The sequence below is a fragment of the Psychroserpens sp. S379A genome (genome assembly GCF_049800755.1).
Lineage (GTDB): Bacteria > Bacteroidota > Bacteroidia > Flavobacteriales > Flavobacteriaceae > Psychroserpens.
Genome location: NZ_JBNAFQ010000001.1, coordinates 351,791 through 373,801, shown reverse-complemented (window position 1 = coordinate 373,801; position 22,011 = coordinate 351,791). Strand labels below are relative to the sequence as shown.

Here is a 22,011-nt window from a genome sequence, read left to right as displayed (position 1 = left end):
AAAATTAGATGTAAGTTTTTCTTGAAGTAAAATCACCTTCACCAAATAAATCATTTGAACCTTTACCCTTGGTCAATTCATCAATAACAGTTTTCTGATCTTTCAACCTATTTGAAACTATATGATTAATAGATATGTTAAATTTAAGAAGTTCCTGCCCAATTAATTTACTCCTATGGCATTCTTCAGGATTTAACTCACTGCACATTAGAGCAATTTTGGCATTGGCATTATGAGATTCAATTAATAGTTCAATTCCCACTTTAAAAAAATCCTTTTCACGCAGTTTAGAATAGTCTACTTTTCCATCTGTATAACAAGAATCATCTTTAGGTAGTCCTCCAAGATGTGCGCCTAAAAACTCATAACCTATTTTATTTTCAATTAACTCACGCTCTAGAAAAGGTTTATTATAATGTGGATTATACTTAGACATAGGTATAGACCTAACATCAAAAACAAAATCAATATCATAAGTAACCAATTCCTTAATAAAGGATTCGATTTTTTTACTACCATGACCTATTGAATATATTGTACTCGTCATATCTCAAAGTTAACATTTAAACTTTGTATATCAAAATCCATCCCACACACATTACTCTTTCCTCCTACGTTTTCTAATAGTTCAATCGAAATGAAAAAAATTCCAATCAATACCATGCTCATTTTTAGAATAAATATTCTTAATCTTATCCATCAATCGAAATCTGTGACCAGCACCAACAAGAAATACTGCCTTTTTAGTTTTATTTATTTTAAAGTAGTCATGAATTAGATTAATCCATTGGTTTTCACGTAAGTCATTCCATTTCAACCATTTCGAATAAAAATCTGATAACTCTTTATTATTCACTTTATTTATAAAGTAATTCTCCATGGAATTTTTATCTCTAAATATCTTGTCGCTATGTATACTGTTTAAAAAAGTGAATCCTTTTGAATATGTCTCATTTAATAGCATGTTATGAGCATTAGAGTATACTTTCATTTCACACTTAATTAACGAAAACATGTCCTCAAGGCGCTTATCAAAAGGATCAATATCTACATCAATAGGAACTATTTCAGCTGATTTTACTTTAATTAATTTTTTAATTGCTTCCATTTCTGGAGTAATAACATCAGTTCTCTTTATATATTGAGGGAATTTTTCAGGTGAACTCTCACAAAAGACAACCTCAGGATTAATTTCCTGAATAATTTTATACAATTCTTCAGACGTACAAGCTCCACCTTCTGAGTGCGCAGTTCCTAAAATAACTATAGTAGACATATCCATTTATTTTATTTTTTGATGTCAAATCTTAGGCCAGCTGATAATTTGTTTGAATTTTAGTGAAATAAATGACATAAATTCAAATAATAAGAATCAAAGGTGTCGATATGTCATTAAAATGTCTGTTTATTTCCATTCACACACATTACACTTTTCTCCTATCGTCGTTTCGTAAAAAGAGTGTTCCATTAACATCGTAGAAAAAGCTTTTTAACTAAATTTATTCTAGAAGCGTTAATAATACCTGTAGTATTAACTTTAAACCAAAACTAACAAACTTTAATCAATTTCGAAAATATTCGCTATATTTATACAAGCATCAAGTACAATACCTCGTGGCGAAACCAAAATTCACAATAACCGACCTCCTTGGTAACAACACCAAGTTCATAACCTATACCCTCAACGGTAAAACAATCATCAGACGCTCTTCTGCGCCTACCAAAGAACGCATCAATTCAGATCCTGCCTATCGCAAAGTCAAAATGAATAACCAGGAGTTTGCTGCGGCTTCACTCCTCTCTAAAGCCATCAGAAATCAAAACACAAAAGATAGTTTTAAAACCTTTCAAGATACTTATATGGCAGTAAGGCTAACGGGCTTATGCCGTAAAGTCATACAATTGGGCAACGGACAACTAGGTTGGCGTGAGGCATGCCTGGCAACCAATGGCGCACTACTCCAGCAATTTCCGCTTAACAAACAACGGCCTTTAAGCTATACGCTTAGAACGGCATATCAAATACAAATCACTCCCAATCGGGAGACCATCACCTTTCAAACTCAAATCGATAGGACGCAAATCTACAAACAACCCAAAACAGCAACACACCTTCAACTCACTCTGGTGCTGGCAACCGTATCAAAACACACCTTTAATCACAAATCCAAAACCTACCAACCCGAGCATCCCAATCAAAATGCACTCGGCACACACACCATAAGTCAACCCATTCCAATACGTAAAACACCACAAACGGTAGACTTACAAATACAGGTACCAACAGAGCAACCCTTACACACAACCACAGCCATCGTCCTAGCCTTGGGCATCAATTTCATAACAATAGAAAACAACACACCTTATCCATTAAAATTAGCTAATGCGATGGATATCATAAAAATTGTGTAACTTAGCAATTAACAGCATCTTAGAGTCCTGCTTTAGCATAATCAAGAGCTATACAAAGGACAATCCACCATCTGTAAAACCTATAATATCCATCGCGTTCACTCAATGTTCACCCGATGTTCACCCAATGTTCACTCAATACTAATGCAGGTATACTCCAGGTAAGCTCCAACAGTGCTTAGGGTTAAACCAATGCAAAACTAGGGTTTAGCTGCATTCGCCTTCCTGTAAAGTCCAATACCAGGTCTCATAATCAAACTTTGACACTTTTTTGACACTTTTTAATAGCGGTCTGGTATGGGTTTGTGTAGTTTCGTTAAAAACACACAAACTATAATGAAAACATCAATAACATTACTAACAGTGCTTTTATGCGCTGCCTTTAGCGTCGCACAAAAACCTACAACCAAACCCATCATAGTAGCAGATAGCACCTTTGGCAAAGAGATCATTCCCTTTCCTATCGATTGGGCTCCTAAACTAACCTTAGAGGGTTACGAAGAGCTCACCTTTTTTCCCAATTGGAGTGACAGTACTAATGAAGAATTTTGGACCTTAGTAATGGCATGGAAAATCAATACTACAACCACTATTCCACTCTACGAAGTGCAATTCAATATCAAGCATTACTTCTACAACCTAATGATTCCTAACCATTGGGCACAAGAATTCCCTGCCCCTCTATTGTCGTTCTCTAATACAAACACAGATAAAGATGTCTATAACACAGGTAAACTACGAGTGTTTGATGGCTTCCATACAGGGAAAGTAATTGATCTAAACCTTCACTTAACACAAACACTGTGTAAAGACCAGCAAACAGCTATCATTATATGTCGCATCTCTCCAAAGCCTTTTGAACATGCCATTTGGAAACAGTTACAAGCGTTTAAAATCAACCCAGAACAATGCCAACCAAACTAGAATTTGCCTTGTCAAAACAACTTTTTGCACTTATTTCACATTCATTTGACAGTTTTTAAGCACAACGCCTCCTAGTTTTACTGCATCATCAAAAATCAAATACAATGAAAAAACAAACCTTACTTACACTAGCTGCAATTATTACATTAACGCTTGCAGCATTCGGATCCTTTAGTTGGAATACCACGACACCAGTGTCCACTACAAATCACTTAACAGCTTTAGAGCATGACCAAAACATGGTCACTAAAACGTTTAAAGCCTTTCCAGACTTTATCTATGATATCGGTCCGCGTTTCTCAGGCATTAAAAAATCAGAGATTAAAACCTATACCTCTATCGCAGACTTTCTAGATGAAGACACCTATAAGAATATAGATAAAGTACATACCACAAGTCTTATCCTTGTGGTAAACGACCGACAAACCACAACCAGAGCCAACGGAACATCTGGCACGTTTAACAAAGCACAATTAAAATTCTTACAAACGGCAACCTATGCAACAAACTTCGTGATGCGTGTAGATTACGATGAAAAGGATCCGCAATCGGGCTACACTTTCGATAGTTACAGATCACCACATCATACCATAGTTCCTGAAGAACAAGCATACTATTCCGATGGAAAAGAGCAGTTAAAACTATTTTTAAAGGAAAGCTGTCAGTCAGTTTTAATTGATGTAGACCCTGAAAAATTAAAACCTGCAAAACTCTATTTTACAGTAACTAAACATGGAACTATTGAAAATATTAACCTAGATAGAGATTCAGGCTATCCTGATGTAGATAAAAAAATGATTGAACTCATTAACAATACACCTGGAACATGGCAACCAGCTAAAAACAGCAAAGGTGAAGCAGTTAATCAAGAACTTGTGATATCCTTCGGATTAATGGGATGTTAGTTTTTAATTAGAGAACAAAAAAAGCCACAACTATTAAATTGTGGCTTTTTGCATTATATACTATTAGAAATTAAATGACTTTTCACACTAACAATCCATTAACATTTTTTTAGTTTTAATTTTCTATATTCGTCCATCAAAAAAATTAGCGTTTTTAATTATTACTATGAAATCATTGTTTACGTGTCTATTAACCTTATTATCATTAAGTGTTTTTAGTCAGAAAAATATTAATCTAAATGTTGTAGATGAATTAGATTTTGAAATCACCACGAAAGTAGATTCAACCATTGTTACTACAGAATTAGATACAATTTCACCTCTAGATATTAAAGCCCAAAATTGGGATCATACTGTTTACAATCCGTTTAAGGATGAAGTTGTCATATTCCCTATTCAACTTAAATTTAAAGATTCAACTTATGCTTCACCTATAAACAAAGATAAAGTTATCACTTCACGATATGGTTGGCGAAGAGGTCGTGCTCACAAAGGCATTGATATTGATTTAGTTACAGGAGATAGTCTGTTTGCTATGTTTGATGGTATTGTAAGAATGTCGAGGTATTCTAGAGGTCATGGTAAAACTGTGGTTTTGAGACATTTTAACGGACTAGAAACGGTTTATGCGCATCTATCAAGATATGGTGTAAAAGAAAATGACACCATTAAAAAGGGTCAGTATATTGGTAAAGGTGGTGTTTCTGGAAATGCTAGAGGAAGTCATTTGCACTTAGTTATAAACTATAAAGGAGTTGCTATAAATCCAGAGTATTTATTTCAATTTGATGCTTCAAACTCTATTAGAGCTAAAGAAATTTGGGTAACACAACAATGGACACGTGCTTATGTTCATAATTCAAGACGTCAAAGTAAAATTATTCCTCTATTAACCGAAGCCGAAGCTGTTGCAAGCCTTAAAAAGCAAAAGAAAATTTACGTGGTTAAACGTGGTGATACTTTGTCTAGAATTTCAAGAAGAAATAATGTTTCTATTGCAGCTATTTGTAAAACCAATGCAATTAGCAAACACTCTGTAATTAAACCTGGTCAAAAACTAGTGCTCGAACTATAGAATTTAGTATAATCAGTTATTGCCTAATTAAATAATACGAAAATCCTTGATTATTTTCTCCTAATACATTTACTAGCAGTTTATCGTTTGTAATTACTTTATATTGAATTTTCTTTGGAAAATCATGATTTAAATTTTCAAACGACAAGAGCTCTTTTTCTTTAGAATTTAGTTCAAAAGAAATTGTTTTTCCTTGATTTTGATTCTTAACTGTTGCGTGATACATCACTTGGTTGTCAATTATTTGTATTGATAAATTTTCTGATACCTTTTTATCTACTCCAATTAATTTGTATGATATGCCTTCAAATTCAGAATCACTAATTTTTGTCCAAGATTCATGTGTAGATTTGTTTTCAACTTTCCATGTTCCTAATAAAACATCTAAATTCTTCAAATTTTCTTGAGCTTTACAATTGATAAAAATGAACAAGCTAAATATCAATACACAACTAGGTTTTAATAAATTCATAATATTTAATTTAATGTTGGTATAAAGCTCGTATAACACAACATGATATTATTGTAAAAAACCGACATCATTTAATTAAAAAGAAATTTGCTAGATTTTTTTCGTCAAAACCATAAGTAGAAGGTTCTTCTCCTGTGAACTCTTTAAAGTTTTTTATAAAATGAGATTGATCGTAAAATCCAGCTAGATAAGTTATATCAGACCAATTAAAATCTTCAGATTGGATCAAATTAAAAATATTAGAAAATCGTATCACTCGACAATAAAATTTAGGTGTAAGTCCGATATAAGATTTAAAATACCGTTCTAAGCTTCGCTCGCTAATGTTAAGTGTATCAATTATTTCATTAACCTTTATGCCTCCTTTAGCTTCTAAAATTAACTGTGATGCTAACTGAGCTTTACTATTATTTATAGAGGTGTTTTTGATGAGTTCAATAAACCAATTTTCAATAGCATTTACAGCTTCAAGAAATGTGTTTTTTTGTTTAATTATATCAGCTAATGCTTGCAAAACATTTAGCTTAGTCTTTTTAATTGAAATTACTTTATTAGTAACCAAACTCATGTCAAAATCAAATAATAACTTAAGTGTACATGGCTGTAATTTAATACCAACAATACCAGTTTGACCTGTGTTTTCTAAATAAAAATGATTTTTAATTTGACCAGCTACTAATGAAGTGTCTTGCAAGTTCCACTGACCAGAAATATTAATTTTAAACTTGTCTTTATAATGAAAAATAAGTTCAGGATATCCATCTGGAATAATCTTCTGTTTTATAATGCTCGTGTCACCTTCTCCATCAATTAACCAAAAAGATTTTATATACGGTTTTAGGCTTTCTGAAGGTTCACGTAATTTATAAATCAAAATAAAAAGAATTTATACAAATGTATAAAATACCACAACGAATTATGTATTGTACTACAATGCTAAATCTAATCGCAAGCAATCTATTTAGTTGATATGTCTTCAGACTTTAAAACAATATCTTTCTGAACAACCAAAAGACCATTCTCATTTTTTGGCTTAAGTATTCTAGAAACATCACCTTTTTTAGCCATTCGCTTACGGCATGTTTTAGTTAAAAATGGATCATCTTCAAATAAAAATGAAGCTATTTCGTAAGCCTCTTCTTTTGAAGGTTCTTTAACTATAGGAAACAGCTGCTGCATCTGGTTGTATCGTCTATCGTTTCCTGGTACATAAGTATAAAACGTATAACTTCCATCTGCATCAGTTTTTATCCAACCTCTATTATAAACGTATCGCTTTTTATTATGAAACCTCAAATCAAAATCACCATTTTCATCAGCTTGATCTATATATAAAATCACGTCTTTTGCAGGAGTTACTCCATCATTTTCATAAATAACACCAGAAATCTTTAATTTATTGAGCTTTGATTCGAATCCTGGAATTGTATCTGTATTGTTTAACTTAAGTTCAGTATAATCATAGACAGGACTTCTGTTTAAGTAATCTTCAGAATTTTGTGCACTAACAGAAAAGTTAATTACTGTAAAACATAATAAAAAAGCAATTGTTGTAATACCGTTTTTCATTTTGGCTAAGTATTTTGGGTTCAATCAAATATCATTGATTTATACTCAAAAACTTAAAATAATCGAATTAACGTATCATTAGTACGACAAAATGAAATGGTCTGCAAAATCTTACGATGAATTACGAGCTCAAATCGTACCTTAATTAAAAAAAAACGAGTAAATTTTGTCATTTTTAAGATTTTTTACATCAAAATCACTAAAAGTATTTCGTCGAAAAAATACGCACTTTATCTAGTATTTGTGCGCTTTATCCAATAAATATGCATTTCATGTGTTAAAAAAAAATAACAAAAAAGATTGTTTTTCATAATAAATTATATAGATTTGCTAAACCCAGATTAACTTAAAAGCCTAAAAATGAAAACAAAATCTACTTTATTAATCCTAACTTTTTTCTTGATGACCTGTATGGGTTTTGCTCAAAACAAGTCTAAAAAAAAGGATCAATCAATGAACATCATTAGTGGTAAGGTAAATATTTCTAAATACCATAACCATGATGAGTTAGACAGAATGTCTAAAGGTGAATTACTTGGTTTATATACTGAACGTATAAAAGTTATTGTAAATATATTGCCTAATATTGCTTTTGCTACAAAACCAGGTATCACAATGTCTGATCTTGGTATACCTGATACCAAAGAAAATAAAAAGGCTTTAGAAAATAATATTGACGCTTCTGTTAACTATTTTGATAGCACAATAGAATTTCAAAAAACTATTTTACCGTATTCAGATACAAGAGATTTAATTGCTGCTATACTTTTTTACGAAGAAACTTTAAAATCACTACATACATACAACGATTATAAATCTGATTAGTCTCAATTTTAAGTGTTAGTTTTAATTGATTAAAAACCTCAACAATTTTCTGTTGAGGTTTTTTTATTTACGTAGTATTTTTCTGGTATTTAGCTTAGATTTTTAAAGTACAGTTCATTATTCTATAATAACATCTATTATTTGTAAGAATTTTCTCTTTCAAATATTGAAAAAGTGTATTTCATCGATATTTTTTGCATTTCATAAGTATTAACCCTATGTTTGATACATATATTTAAGTACCCACTTATCTAAACTAAATGAATTTAACCACTATGAAAAAAATTACTCAAATTGCACTTGTATTCTTGCTTATTTCTAGCAGTGTATCTGCGCAACAAGAAAAAGGAATAATAGGCTATGATAATTGGCTAAATCCTTGGACAGAATTTAAACCTAATAAGGTTGATTACGGTAAACCAACTCAAATTTTAAGTGGCAACATTACAAGAGACACGAAACTTTATAAAGGTGATATTTATTTGCTTTTAGGTGATGTGTTTGTAACCGATAGTACAACACTAACAATCGAACCAGGAACTGTTATTATTGGTGACTTTGAAACTAAAGGATCACTTACAATAAGCAAAGATTCAAAAATTCTGGCCAATGGAACACATACAGATCCTATTATATTTACTTCTAGTAGAAGCTTAAAAAAACCTGGAGATTGGGGCGGAATTTTTATTCTTGGTGATGCGCCAACTAATAAATTTGGTAGTGAAGATGCCTTAAATTATGGACTAGAACCTTCTAATGCAAACAGCATTAGTTTTGGTGGTAACAACAGTGATAGCTATTCAGGGATTTTAAAATACGTCAGAATTGAGTTTGCAGGAAAACGCACCAAAGACTATGGTTACTTTAATGGTTTAACCTTAGCAGGTGTTGGTCAACAAACCATTATTGAAAACATTATGGTAAGCTATTGCGAAGGCAACTCTTTTAATGTTTTAGGAGGTGATGTTAATTTAGAAAAATTGGTCTCTTATAAATCTAATATTAATGACTATGAATTTAATTATGGTGCGCAATGCAAAATTGTAAATTCATTAGCGATTAGGTCTCCTTATGCTTCAGGTGCTGAGGTATCTAGATGCATCAATGCTTTGGCATATGATAAAAAAGAAGATGTTGATTTTTCAAGAAACAATACCAATATTCAAGCAGAAAACTTAACCTTAGTAAATGTAAGTGATGATCTTGATTACGATATAAAAGTTGGATTGGTAAATGAAGCTATTTATATAGGTGAAGATGTTTCATTTTCAATTGATAAAAGTGTAATCTCAGGATTTAATCCAGCAGTTTACTTAGATAGTAAAATTATTATCAATAGTGAAAATCTAGATAGAATTGGATTTACTCGAACATACTTCAATAACTGTAAAGGCAACATTTTTACAAAATATAAGTCCAACAATGAAGATTTAGAAAACTGGTATGGTAACAGAGCTTTCAATAATGTATACTCTAAAGGACCAGACTCTGAAACATTTATCGATTTAAAAAATTCAAAGCGACCAGATTTTAGGTTAAGAATTAATAGAATCTATGCTGTTACAGATGATAATGACTAAAATCCTACATGCCTAAACAAAAAAAGCTTATAGAATAGAAAATTACAGCCCCAAACTACAATGTACTCTACTAAAATTGCATACAAACTTATATTAGGACTATGCTTTTTTGTTCTTTTTACTCCAGAACAATTAAATGCACAGGTTGTTATTGGAACTCCAAATTTAGGATTTACTCAAGCCTGTGCAAGTGATGTGTTTAACACTTATAGTACTACATTTGTATTTTCTCCTGCTAATGCATTAAACGCATCTAATCAGTTTACTATTGAAATGTCTGATGCAGATGGCGATTTTTCAAATCCAACTGTAATTTATACATCAACTCCAGGAAGTGTAACAACTTCACCTGCTACACTAGATTTTTCATTGCCAAATACTACTGCTGGTGAAAATTATAAAATCAGAATTAAAAGTAGTGCTCCAGCTGCTACCAGTTCAAGCTCTTCTGCTTTTGCAGCATACTATAAAATACAAGATTCTCCATTTACTATAAACAATTTAGTCGCAACTGCTGCGTATTGTTCTGGTGGAAATTACCTTCTTACCATTGATAATCCTGGTACAGGCACTAATGATTCACCTCTTAATTATCCGTCATTAACTTATAACTGGTTTAAAGAAACTGGTCCAACTACATCTGTTTTTATAGCTGAAGGTGAATCTCTAACTGTTAGTGAAGAAGGCACTTATTTTGTAGAAACAAATTACGGAACATGTACTTCAAATTCATTTTCTAATCGAGTTACCATTTCTGAAGTGTCTTCAGGTGAAGCAAATGCAGATATTGCATCAAGTTTAGGAAACCCTTTTTGTCCAGGTTCTGGTATGACAACTTTAACCACATTATCTGGTAATAGTTACCAATGGTTCAAGAATGGGACTGTCATTCAAGGTGCTACTAATCAAATGTATGAAACAAATGAATCTGGAACTTACGCTGTACAAGTTGATTTAGGAAGTTGTTCTGCAATTGGTGCCATAGAATTGGTAAGTGAATTATTTGATGCTACTATAAATGTTTCTGATGTAAATACAATTGAAGAAGGCGAAAGTCTTTCAATAGAACTAACTTCAACAGCTAGTAACCCTCAATTTGAATGGTACTTAGATGATGTTTTAATTACCGAAGCTACTCAAAACACTTATGATGCTACAGCATTTGGAAACTACAAAGTTATTGTTAGTGAAACTTCTGGCTGTATTGCTTCAAGAGAATTTGAATTTGTCATCAATGAAGCCTATGATCCGTTTCCTGAAGTAGATAAAATACCAAATGTTGTAAGTCCAAATGGAGATGGTTTCAATGACACGTGGATTATTCCAACGAAATATGTCAACGGAACTAACACCAATGTTCTTATCATGACCAATCGTGGTAAAGTCGTACTTCAAACAGATAATTATTTAAATAATTGGCCAGAAGACGACCTAAATTTAACAAGTATAAATCAAGTATTCTATTATGTGATAACCTCAGATAATGAAACAAAAAAAGGCTCAATAACCGTCGTAAGATAATATGAAAACAAACCTACTGGTTTTAATATTATGTTTCTGTTCCATACAGATGTTCCACGCTCAAGAAGATGGTGGAGTGGTTTCGCTTAGCCTTCCAATAAGAAACTCATTAACTTTTAATCGCTTTGTTATAAATCCAACATTCAGCTTTGTAAGAGAGCAACATAAATACATAAGTTTATATAATAAACGAGAATGGGTTCAATTTGAAAACGCACCACTCACCTATTTAGCGAGTTACTCAGGACGATTTGGAGAGAATGTTGGTGCTGGACTTGGACTGTTTCAACAGGATTATGGTGTGTTAACAACCTTTGGAGGCACAGCTAATTTTGCATATAATGTAAGATTGGCTAGAGATAGTAACTTAACTTTTGGTATAAATATTGGAGCCTATAAAAGTGGAATTAATACTGGAAATGTGGTCTCCAATGTTGATGATCCTGCTCTTCAAAACGTACCAGATAATTTTTTAATTACTATAAATCCTGGAATTAATTATGGATTGGCTTTTATTGACTTCGGACTTTCTGTTAACAATCTAGCTGTATACAATTTTAAAACATCAGAAATGCTACAAGATAATCCAGAGCAAGGAGTTCAAGCACATTTAATGTACACAGGATATGTAAGCAGTAGAGGTTTTTTTGATGAAACAAAGTTTTCTGGATTATTAAAATCTGAATTCAAAAAAGAGGAAACAATCATCTCTGCTCAAGCTATGCTAACAGTTCCTAAAGGCTTTTGGGCACAAGTAGGATACAACTCTGTATTTGGAGTTTCTGGTGGTGCTGGAATTAATATTACGTCTCAAATTGCGATAGAATATAATTTTGAAAAGGCTGTTGGAGATTTAACCGATTTTGGTTCTTCACATGATGTTACTTTGGCATACAGGTTTAAAAACAGAGACCGTTATGATTACAGTGATGGCGATGAAGTTACAGGATTGATTTCTGGAAATAAAAAGAGTCCAATTTTAGCAGCTAATGCTAAGAAAAGAGCTGAAAAAAATAGAAAGTTAGCCGCAGAAAAAAAGATCAAAGCACAACAAGAAGCAGAAGCGCAAGCGAAACTATTAGCTGAACAAAAAGCGCAACAGGAAGCTAAAGCGCAAGCTAAATTATTAGCAGAGCAAAAGGCACAACAGGAAGCTGAAGCACAAGCTAAACTATTAGCTGAACAAAAGGCACAACAAGAAGCAGCAGCACAAGCGAAGCTATTAGCAGAGCAAAAAGCACAACAGGAAGCTGAAGCACAAGCACAAGCGAAACTATTAGCTGAACAAAAGGCACAACAGGAAGCTGAAGCGCAGGCTAAACTATTAGCAGAGCAAAAAGCACAACAGGAAGCAGCAGCACAAGCGAAACTATTAGCTGAACAAAAAGCGCAACAGGAAGCAGCAGCACAAGCGAAACTATTAGCAGAGCAAAAGGCACAACAGGAAGCTGAAGCGCAGGCTAAACTATTAGCTGAACAAAATGCACAGCAAGAGGCTCAAGAAAAAGCTAAAAATGAGTTAATCACAAATCCTAAAGATGAAGTTGGAAAAGCACTATTAGCGATTACTCAAGAAGCTGAAGAAACTAAAAAATCTCAAACTGATTTATTAAAACAGTTTGATGATATTGTCAGCGTAAAAGATAACGACCTTAAAGATTTAAAAGAAGAGAATGATTTGAGTGAGCAAGGAATTACGGTTAAACCTAAACCATTTAAAAGCATCACTGAAGAAAACAACAGATTAAATGCGATTAAATCTAATCTAGATAATATCATCAAAACTAGAAATGAAAAAATTGAAGAACTACAAGAGTTATATGATGATAATTTTGAAGCAGATACCATTTATAATGATGAAGTGTACTTGCACTACAGAAAAAAATTAAAACAATTAAAAAGCGAACAAACTCAGGCCATTAAAACAAAATCTCAATTAGAGTTAAGGCTTGAAGATATTAGAGTTGCTACCGAATTTGAAAGAAGACGTCGAATTAAGCGTGCTGCTTTTGATAATGAAGAAGAACGTTATACGCAAGACAGAGCTGCCTTACAAAATATTAAGAACACTACTGTTTTAGCTAGTACTCCATTTAATGAAGATGATTTCGATTTTGGAGAAGAACAAAGCAATAACATTCAAATTCTGAAAAATGTAAAGAATGTAGAGAGTGGTTATTACCTCATTATTGCTGTGCATACAGATAAAGAAAAAAGAAATGATTTTGTTACTAAAGTTGTTGCTTCAGGAAGAACGAATGTGGACTTCTTTTATGATGTAAATACTAGTGAATATTACATCTATTATGATAAGTTCAATACAATTGAAGAAGCAAATAGAGCTTTAAAATCAAAAGGAAATAAACCATATAACACAAAAATGTCCCTCGTAAAAATTGAAAATTAAAAATTAATAAGGCCCAATTCCAAATTTACACTGCCCTCTGTAAAAATGGAATTACAAAAATTTAAGTATCATGAAAAGACCTACATTTTCTAGAATCGCCATAATCGTTATGCTATTATGTTTTGGCCTTCAGCTACATTCGCAAAATTATGAGCCATTTACTCCAAGATTTAATCAGGATTTAAAAGGAGATATTGTTCTTATCGGAAATAATATTCTTGGACCAGATAATAATGCATTCAATGACAATTCGGTATACAACCATAATGTTGATATGCAATATATTGACATTGATGGAGATGCTTCTACATTTAGTTCTTCGAGTGCAGATTTAGAAATTCCCAACCCAAATTGTTATAGAATCATTTACGCAGGTTTATATTGGGGAGCAGTAAACCCAGGAAGTGAACCAATTACTGAAGTAAAATTAAAAGGTCCTGTTGGTGGTTATAACGATATACAAGGAACTATAATTTATGATGCAAACGGAACAACAGTTGATGGTGGAGATAGTTTTTCATATGCTTGTTTTGCAGATGTAACAAGCATTGTTGGTAGTTTTGGTTCTGGTACAGATTTAGGAACATATACAGTTGCTAATGTATCTTCGGCAGTTGGTGAAACCTCTACATTTTCACCTTATAATGGTACAGGTCAATCTGCTGGATGGTCATTATTTATAGTATATGAAGATCCAACATTGCCTGGAAAATCTATAACTAGTTTTGACGGATTTAGTGCTATAAGTGTTCCTGGAGGTAATCCAAATTTAGATGTTCCTGTTGATGGATTTAGAACTGTTCCTGCTCCTGCTCCTGTAAGAGCAAATTTTGCTTTTGCAACTTTAGAAGGTGATAGCCCAATTTTAGGAGATCGCTTAAGACTTAATGGTATTAGTTTATCAACTGCAGATCGACCAGCTACAAACTTTTTTAATAGTTCTGTAACGCAATTAAGTGCTACTCCTGTCAACAATAGAGTTCCTAATAGTACTAATACACTCGGATTTGATACTGGTGTGATTGCCATTCCGAATCCTGGAAATTCTGTGATTGCTAATGATGCAACATCTGGAACAATTCGATTAGAAACAAGTGGTGATACTTACTTTCCTTATTTTTTCGCTTTTGCAGTAGAAATTATTGAGCCTAATATTGTCCTCACAAAAATTGTTGAGGATGATGCTGGTAATGATATTGGTGGAGAAATCGTTGATCTTGGAGCGTCTTTAAATTATGTGATTGGTTTTCAAAATACAGGAAACGATAATGCTACAAATTTTCAAATTAGAGATATTCTCCCTGTTAATATTCTTTTTGATTATCCTAGTGATTTAATCCTTCCTCCAGGTGTTACTGTTGCTAGTTACAATCCTACTACTCGTGAACTTATTTTTGATATTGATAACACTTTAGTAGAAGAAAACGATCCTGTATATGAAATACGAATTGAAGCCGAAGTAGTTGATGAATGTAATAAATTGGCAGATGCATGTTCTAATGTTATTAACAATCAAGCTTTTGCTACATATAATGGATTCTTTAATCCTACATTTCAAATTACAGATGATCCTAGTGTAAATAGCAATACAGGTTGTTTATTATCACCTCAAGCTACAAATTTTTTAGCAGATCTTGATTGTGAGTTTACTGAAGAAATTGTTTTATGTGGTGACAGTGTAGATTTAACAGCAGCTAGTGGTTACAATACTTACACTTGGTCTACAAGTCCTACAGGAACTCCTGTTATAGGTACAGGACAAACTATTACAGTGACAGAAATTGGCACGTACTATTCATTTAATAATGCAGTTGCTCCATGCCAATCAATAGAACAAGTGTTTATCGTTGATCTTTTTGGCGGAAGCATTGAAAATCCTGTTATTCCTTATGCAGATGAAGTTGTGATTTGTCCGAACGACGGAAAACAATTACCAAACATATTTTTATGTGGTGCAGACGATTCGAGATTTATTGAAACGAATATAGCTAGTGCAACTTCTATTATTTGGGAACAACTAGATGAATCAAGTTGTGCTGCAGTATCAAATTCTGATTGTGCTAATGAAGATAACGCTTGTACTTGGAATGAAGTAGGAACCGGTTCAAACTTTTTAGCAAATGCTTCAGGACAATTTAGGCTAACCATAAATTATGAAGGTGGATGTTTTGTTCAATTCTATTTTAATGTTTATCAAAACCAATTGCAACCAACAGTTCATGCAACAGATATTATTTGTACTACACCTGGAAGCATAACTGTTAATGATGTGCCTTCTGGTTACGAGTATAGCTTAGACAATATAACCTTTCAATCTAGTAATGTGTTTTCGGTAACTACTGCTGGAAATTATACTGTATATGTAAGACAAATTGGAGTACCAACAAATCCATGCGTATTTACAGTACCAGATGTACTTATTAGAGATAGAGATTTTACAGGGGAAACGACAATACTACAACCGCTTTGTAATGGCGACTTAGGAAGTATACAATTAGCAGCTAATGATGTCGACCCTCAATATTCGTACACATTGTATCAAGGCGCTACATTAATAAACAGTGTTGGTCCGATTTTAGAAAACACATACATATTTGAAAATCTTAACTCAGGAACTTACACTGCAACAGTAGAAACTGAAAATGGCTGTTTATTTTCTGAAGATATAGAAATTATTGAGCCAGATTTATTAACTGTTACAGCAGCGATTACTGTTCCGTTAACATGTGCTGATGGTGAAATTACAGTTTATCCTGAAGGCGGAACTCCTCCTTATTTCTATTTTGTAAATGGTTCAACAGACTTTCAAACAGTTCCTGAAATAATTGTAACAACTGCTGGAGTTTATGATATTCTTGTGGTTGATTCTAATAATTGTAGTGCAAATACATCAATTACTGTTGATGCTATTCCAGAACCGCAATTTAATATCGTAACAACCGATATTACATGTGCAGATGCTATAAATTCAGGTGGAATTACTATTGATGTTACTGCTTCTAATGGATTTATTTTAGAATATAGTATTGATAATGGAACAACGTTTACTAACTCAAATGTTTTTACAGGACTTACAGCTGGAGATTATGATGTTGTAATTCAATATTCAACAGGTTCTACACTTTGTACAAGTATTCCACAAACAGTTACTATTGTTGCTGGTGATGCTATTTCTGGCATAGCAGAACTCACTTCAGATATTACCTGTAATTCAAATGCATCAATAACAGTTACTAGTGTAACTGGTGGTGATACACCTTATACTTATAGTATTGATGGTGTAAACTTTCAATCTAACAATATTTTTAATGATTTAACAGCTGGAACATATACCATTACTATTCAAGATGCTAATACCTGTACTTCGGTAACTAACGACATTGTAATTGAACCATTAAATCCTCCAACCGATTTAACATTTGACAACTCTCCTATTACCTGTCCGACAAACACAAGTGATGTATCAATTACAGGGACAACTGGAGGAACAGGAGTTTTAGAATATCAAATCATTGCTCCAGCAGCGAATACAACTCCATATCAAACATCTAATCTGTTTGCAGGATTAGAGCCTGGAACTTATACATTTCAAGTAAGAGATGAAAATGATTGTATTTATGCAGAATCTTATACTATTGATCCAATCCCTAATCCAACAGTTAATGTTGTTATAGCAAATGATTTAAATTGTACAACTTCACCTGACGCAGTAATTACAGGAACTATTTCTGGTCCATCACCTTACACGTATGCTGTTTCAATCGATGGAAGTGCTTACGCTTCTTTAGGTGCTGTAGGTACAACATTTAATTACTCAACTGCTACTGCAGGAACTTACCAATTTGAAATTACGGATGCCAATGGTTGTATTGCAGAATCTAATATAATTACTGTAAATCCGATTTCGTTACCAGATTTGAGTCTTGTAGTTCTTACGCAGAATATACAATGTAGTGGTGATGCTACTGGAGCTTTAGAAATTACAATTGATACTTCTGTTGGAACACCTCCTTTTGTAATCAATGTGAATAATGATACCACAAGTACAGATTATGGAACTCAAACTTCTGGTTTACCAGCAGGAACTTATACCATTACAGTTACTGATGCTAAATCGTGTACTGCTACTGAAACTATAATCATTAATGAACCAGATCCAATTGTTTTAGATTACACAACTATAGATATCACTTGTAGCGCTGGAGGAGTATCACAAGGCTCTGTAATAATCAATTCTGTAATTGGTGGAACTGCTCCATACAATTATTTTGTAACTGGCACCAATGGCTATTCAAATTCAGAATTAAATAATACAGGATCTACATCTGTTAGTTTTGATGTGGTTGATTTTGGATTATATGAAATTAATATTGTAGATGCTAATGGATGCGCTGTATTAACTCAAGATGTATTGGTTGCTTCGCCTCCTACAGATTTAGATATTAATGTAACATCTACTGTAGATTGTCTTACTGGAGGAGAAGCCGTTGTTAGTATAGGATCTTCATTAAGCAGTTCTGGACCTTTTTATTTTGATATTTATCAAGGTACCATTCCTCCTCCACCTCCTGGTGGAACATGGATTCCAGAAGATGCTCCTAATAGTGAATCAGCAACATTTACTGGTTTAACTCCAGGCATTACATATACTTTTATTGTTTATGATGCTTCAACAAACTGTACGTATTATGAGCCAGCTACTACTCCAATACCAACAAACTCAACACTTACTTTAAGTGCTGTAAGTTCTAATAATATAACCTGTACAGGTAGTGCTGATGGTAATGTGTCATTTACAATCAATAGTGTTTATGGAGCTCCTGCTAATGTGGATTATGAAATATTCGATTCATTAACGCTTAACTCTACTGGTGTTACTGGTTCTGGCATTGTTCCTGCAAATAGTACACTTTCTATAACTGATTTAGGACCATTGCCATTTGGAAACTATTTTGTATCTATTACTGAAACCTCTGGACCAAATTCAGGTTGTGGTATTATAACAGCTCCTTTTAATATTACAGAATCTGCATTTTTATTAGACTTAGTGGTTTCTATAGATCAAAATGCGAATTGTAGTACAAATTCTGGTGTTATTAGTGCAGTAGCTCAAAATGGTACTGCTCCATACCAATATCAAATTACAACAACACCTACTTCACCTTTAGCTTCAGATGTATCTTGGGCTTCAGCAAGTGTGTTTAACTTAGATGCAGGTAATTATTATGTGCATGTCATTGATGCTAATAATTGTATTCAAAGTAGTCCAGTTATTGTATTACCAATGGATCCAACACCAGTAATTTCTGCTTCAGCTACTAACCTATGTACTGTTTCAGAAGGGAATTTTGAAATTGATGTCACTTTAGATACAGCAGGAATCGGTCCTTATAGTTTTAGTATTAATGGTGGAGCTTTTCAAACGCAAACAGCTCCTTTTACACTAAGTAATTTATTTTCTGGAACGCATACTATAGAAATACAAGATGTTAATGGTTGTGGTAATTTAGTTTCAGTAGATATTCCTGCTCCAATTGAGATTTCTGCTACTATAACTTCAATGACAACTTGTAGTGACGATGATGGTGAAATTACTGTTACTGGTACAAATGGTTCAGGAACGTATAGTTATAGTATCAGTCCGAATCCTGCTTCAGTAAACTTAACTGGAAATGTGTTTTCTGGAGTACCTTCGGGAATATATACCATTACTATTACTGATGATATTACTTTATGTACTGAAGAAATTACACTAGCGCTTTCAGAAGCCATACCTCCAACGGTTACTTTAGCTTCGACAGCATTAGCTTGTTTTGGAGATAATTCTGGATCGATAGACATTACTGTTACTAATTATTCTGGAAATTATACTTATGAAGTTTTTGATACTTCAGGAGCTTCAATGACAGGAATTGTTAATGCTAACACGAGCACAAATCCTATCACTGTTCCAAATTTACCTGCTGGAAACTTTTCAGTAGTGATTACCGAAACTGAAAGTCCGTTTTGTACTGTAAGTTCAAATGTAGTGATAACTTCACCTTCAGAAAATTTATTGCTTAATGTTTCAGAAACCTCAAATGTAACTTGTGATAATAATCAAGGTACAATTACCGCAATCGCTTCAGGTGGTTATGGGTCGTATGAATATGAATTAACTGGAACTGCTTCAGTAGCCTACTCTTCAAATGGAACATTTACTGGATTGTCTGCTGGAAACTACACTGTAAATGTTAGAGATGTTGAAGGTTGTATTGTTTCAGAGAATATTGTTTTAATTGCACCAAATCCGATAAATGCAACATTCCTTCCTAGTGCAACAGTATTAGCTTGTTTTGAAGACCAAAATGCATCAATTACAGTAAGTAATGTTACAGGTGGACAAGGTACAGATTATTTATATACATTAAATACCTTAGCTCCTACTACAAGTACTTCTGGTCCTCAAACCTCAAATGTTTTTAACAATTTAGGTGCTGGAACCTACTCTATAACCATTACAGATAGTCTTGGTTGCGAATTAACCTCTACAGACATTACCATTTCTGAACCTACTCCTATTCAAGCAAGTTTAGTAGTCGATACTACGCAAACTTGTTTAACAGATACGCAATTAACATTAAGTGCTTCAGGTGGAACAGGAACATATTCGTATAGTACAGACAGTTCTTTTTCGACAATACTAGGAACATTTACATCGTCTACGACTTTTACAGTTTCTGATGGTACTTACCAATATTACGTGAGAGATGTTAATGGTTGTATTGCTAATGTATCTAACGAAATAACTATAGATCCATTACCAAGTCTTACTCTTAATTTAGAATCTAATAATCCGACAATTAATTGTAATGGTGATAATACAGGAAATATTATTGCGACTGCTCAAGGCGGATTAGGAAACTATATTTATACTTTAGAAGATACTGCTGGTAATGCTATTCCTGCAACACAAAATACACCTGGTGTTTTCACTGAATTGATTGCAGGAACTTATATTGTTAATGTTGAAAGTGGTGATTGTGAAACGCAATCTGCTCCAATAACAATAACACAACCAACTGCGCCTTTAGAAGTAGAGTTTACCGTAAATAATATCACATGTAGTGGCAATAATGATGGCATGTTGGTGATTGATGCTACAGGTGGAACTGGAGCGATTCAATATGCAATATCGCCTCAATTGAATCAATTTTTTAATACGAATACCTTTGAAAACTTAGCAGCTGGAACTTACGATGTTATTGTTCAAGATAGCTTAGGATGTTATGTCACTTTTGATTTTACAATTACAGATCCTGAGCAAGTGATTTTAAGTATTGTTCCTAATTCTTTGTTTGAAGAAACTTGTGATGGTGAAAATGATGGTGAATTTAGTATTGATATTTCAGGAGGTACTTTGCCTTATAGTGTTAGTCTAGATAACTATGATGGTCCTTATACTACTGGAGCTACAAATCAAACTGTTTTTGATTTTACTGGTTTAGCTGGTGGTGATCATATTGTATACGTTCGTGATGCTGAAGGTTGTGAATCTGAATGGAACATTACATTTCCAGAACCAGTGGTTATTGTTCCTTCTATTGAAATCGAAAATTTATGCGAAAACAATGTGCTTACCAACGTAGTAACAGTTTCAATTGAAAATAGTGATACTATAGACCTTACTCAATTAGATTACTCACTAGATGGTGGTTCATATCAATTAAGCAATGTTTTTAACAATGTCGCTTCTGGTACAGGTCATTATATAGATGTAAGACATACGAATGGTTGTATTGTAAGAACAGAATTATTTGATATTGAATCGTATCAACCATTATCACTTCTATTGTCAGAAGGAGATAGTCCTGGTGAAATTATTGCTGAAGTAACAGGCGGAACAGGTGATTATCAATTTTATCTAAATGGTCAAGATTATGGCAGTACTAATGTTTTTGTAGTAGATGAAGAAGGTACTTATAATGTAAGAGTTGTAGATAGTGCTGGTTGTGAAGCTAGTGAAAGTATTGAGATTTATATAATAGGACCTTGTATTCCAAATTATTTTACACCTAATGGAGATGGTACAGGAGATACTTGGGCACCAGGTTGTGTAGAAGACTTCCCTAACCTAACCTTCGATATTTTTGACAGATATGGTCGTAAAGTTGCTACTTACAATGTAGGTGAATACTGGGATGGAAGGTATAATGGAACAGAATTGCCAACTGGTGATTACTGGTATGTAGTTAACCCAAATAGTTCGATAGCTGATAAGCAATATGTTGGGCATTTTACACTGTACAGATGATATTGTCTAAAGACTAATAAACACAAAT

The 22,011-nt window shown here is 33.2% G+C and carries 14 protein-coding genes; 9 read left to right on the top strand and 5 right to left on the bottom strand.

Annotated elements, in window-relative coordinates:
- Nucleotides 1-4: 4 nt before the first annotated feature.
- Nucleotides 5-547, bottom strand: coding sequence for a DUF488 family protein (locus ACP15M_RS01575; RefSeq protein WP_425075412.1), 543 nt, complete (start codon nt 545-547; stop codon nt 5-7).
- An 81-nt stretch (nt 548-628) separates the two neighbouring features.
- Entirely contained in the window at nt 629-1,276 is a 648-nt protein-coding gene (locus ACP15M_RS01570) for a hypothetical protein (protein WP_425075411.1), read from the bottom strand.
- A gap of 338 nt (nt 1,277-1,614) precedes the next feature.
- On the opposite strand from ACP15M_RS01570, the gene ACP15M_RS01565 reads away from it, so the two are divergent.
- From ACP15M_RS01565 to ACP15M_RS01550, 4 genes are all read left to right on the top strand, one after another.
- Nucleotides 1,615-2,412, top strand: a complete 798-nt coding sequence (locus ACP15M_RS01565) for a hypothetical protein (protein WP_425075410.1) — start codon at nt 1,615-1,617, stop codon at nt 2,410-2,412.
- 336 nt (nt 2,413-2,748) lie between these two features.
- Nucleotides 2,749-3,336 carry a hypothetical protein gene (locus ACP15M_RS01560; RefSeq protein WP_425075409.1) on the top strand — a complete coding sequence of 196 codons (588 nt, stop codon included), beginning with the start codon at nt 2,749-2,751 and terminating at the stop codon, nt 3,334-3,336.
- 104 nt (nt 3,337-3,440) lie between these two features.
- Entirely contained in the window at nt 3,441-4,241 is an 801-nt protein-coding gene (locus ACP15M_RS01555; protein WP_425075408.1) for an energy transducer TonB, read from the top strand.
- Between the two features lie 166 nt (nt 4,242-4,407).
- The gene (locus ACP15M_RS01550; protein WP_425075407.1) at nt 4,408-5,316 is read left to right on the top strand and encodes a peptidoglycan DD-metalloendopeptidase family protein; all 909 of its coding nucleotides are present in this window, start codon (nt 4,408-4,410) and stop codon (nt 5,314-5,316) included.
- A 16-nt stretch (nt 5,317-5,332) separates the two neighbouring features.
- On the opposite strand, the gene ACP15M_RS01545 is transcribed toward ACP15M_RS01550, so the two are convergent.
- From ACP15M_RS01545 to ACP15M_RS01535, 3 genes are all read right to left on the bottom strand, one after another.
- Nucleotides 5,333-5,788 (bottom strand): DUF6265 family protein, encoded by a 456-nt coding sequence (locus ACP15M_RS01545; protein WP_425075406.1) that lies wholly within the window; start codon nt 5,786-5,788, stop codon nt 5,333-5,335.
- Nucleotides 5,789-5,855: 67 nt separating this feature from the next.
- Nucleotides 5,856-6,662 carry a DUF6597 domain-containing transcriptional factor gene (locus ACP15M_RS01540; RefSeq protein ID WP_425075405.1) on the bottom strand — a complete coding sequence of 269 codons (807 nt, stop codon included), beginning with the start codon at nt 6,660-6,662 and terminating at the stop codon, nt 5,856-5,858.
- 83 nt (nt 6,663-6,745) lie between these two features.
- Nucleotides 6,746-7,357, bottom strand: a complete 612-nt coding sequence (locus ACP15M_RS01535) for a hypothetical protein (RefSeq protein WP_425075404.1) — start codon at nt 7,355-7,357, stop codon at nt 6,746-6,748.
- A 360-nt stretch (nt 7,358-7,717) separates the two neighbouring features.
- Between ACP15M_RS01535 and ACP15M_RS01530 the strand changes: the two genes are divergently transcribed.
- The 5 genes from ACP15M_RS01530 (at nt 7,718) to ACP15M_RS01510 (ending at nt 21,983) form a co-directional block, all read left to right on the top strand.
- Entirely contained in the window at nt 7,718-8,182 is a 465-nt protein-coding gene (locus tag ACP15M_RS01530) for a hypothetical protein (protein WP_425075403.1), read from the top strand.
- Nucleotides 8,183-8,457: 275 nt separating this feature from the next.
- Entirely contained in the window at nt 8,458-9,762 is a 1,305-nt protein-coding gene (locus ACP15M_RS01525) for a hypothetical protein (protein ID WP_425075402.1), read from the top strand.
- A 60-nt stretch (nt 9,763-9,822) separates the two neighbouring features.
- Nucleotides 9,823-11,283, top strand: a complete 1,461-nt coding sequence (locus ACP15M_RS01520; protein WP_425075401.1) for a gliding motility-associated C-terminal domain-containing protein — start codon at nt 9,823-9,825, stop codon at nt 11,281-11,283.
- A gap of 1 nt (nt 11,284) precedes the next feature.
- The gene (locus ACP15M_RS01515; protein WP_425075400.1) at nt 11,285-13,690 is read left to right on the top strand and encodes a PorP/SprF family type IX secretion system membrane protein; all 2,406 of its coding nucleotides are present in this window, start codon (nt 11,285-11,287) and stop codon (nt 13,688-13,690) included.
- Between the two features lie 70 nt (nt 13,691-13,760).
- Nucleotides 13,761-21,983, top strand: a complete 8,223-nt coding sequence (locus tag ACP15M_RS01510; RefSeq protein ID WP_425075399.1) for a T9SS type B sorting domain-containing protein — start codon at nt 13,761-13,763, stop codon at nt 21,981-21,983.
- Nucleotides 21,984-22,011: the final 28 nt, after the last annotated feature.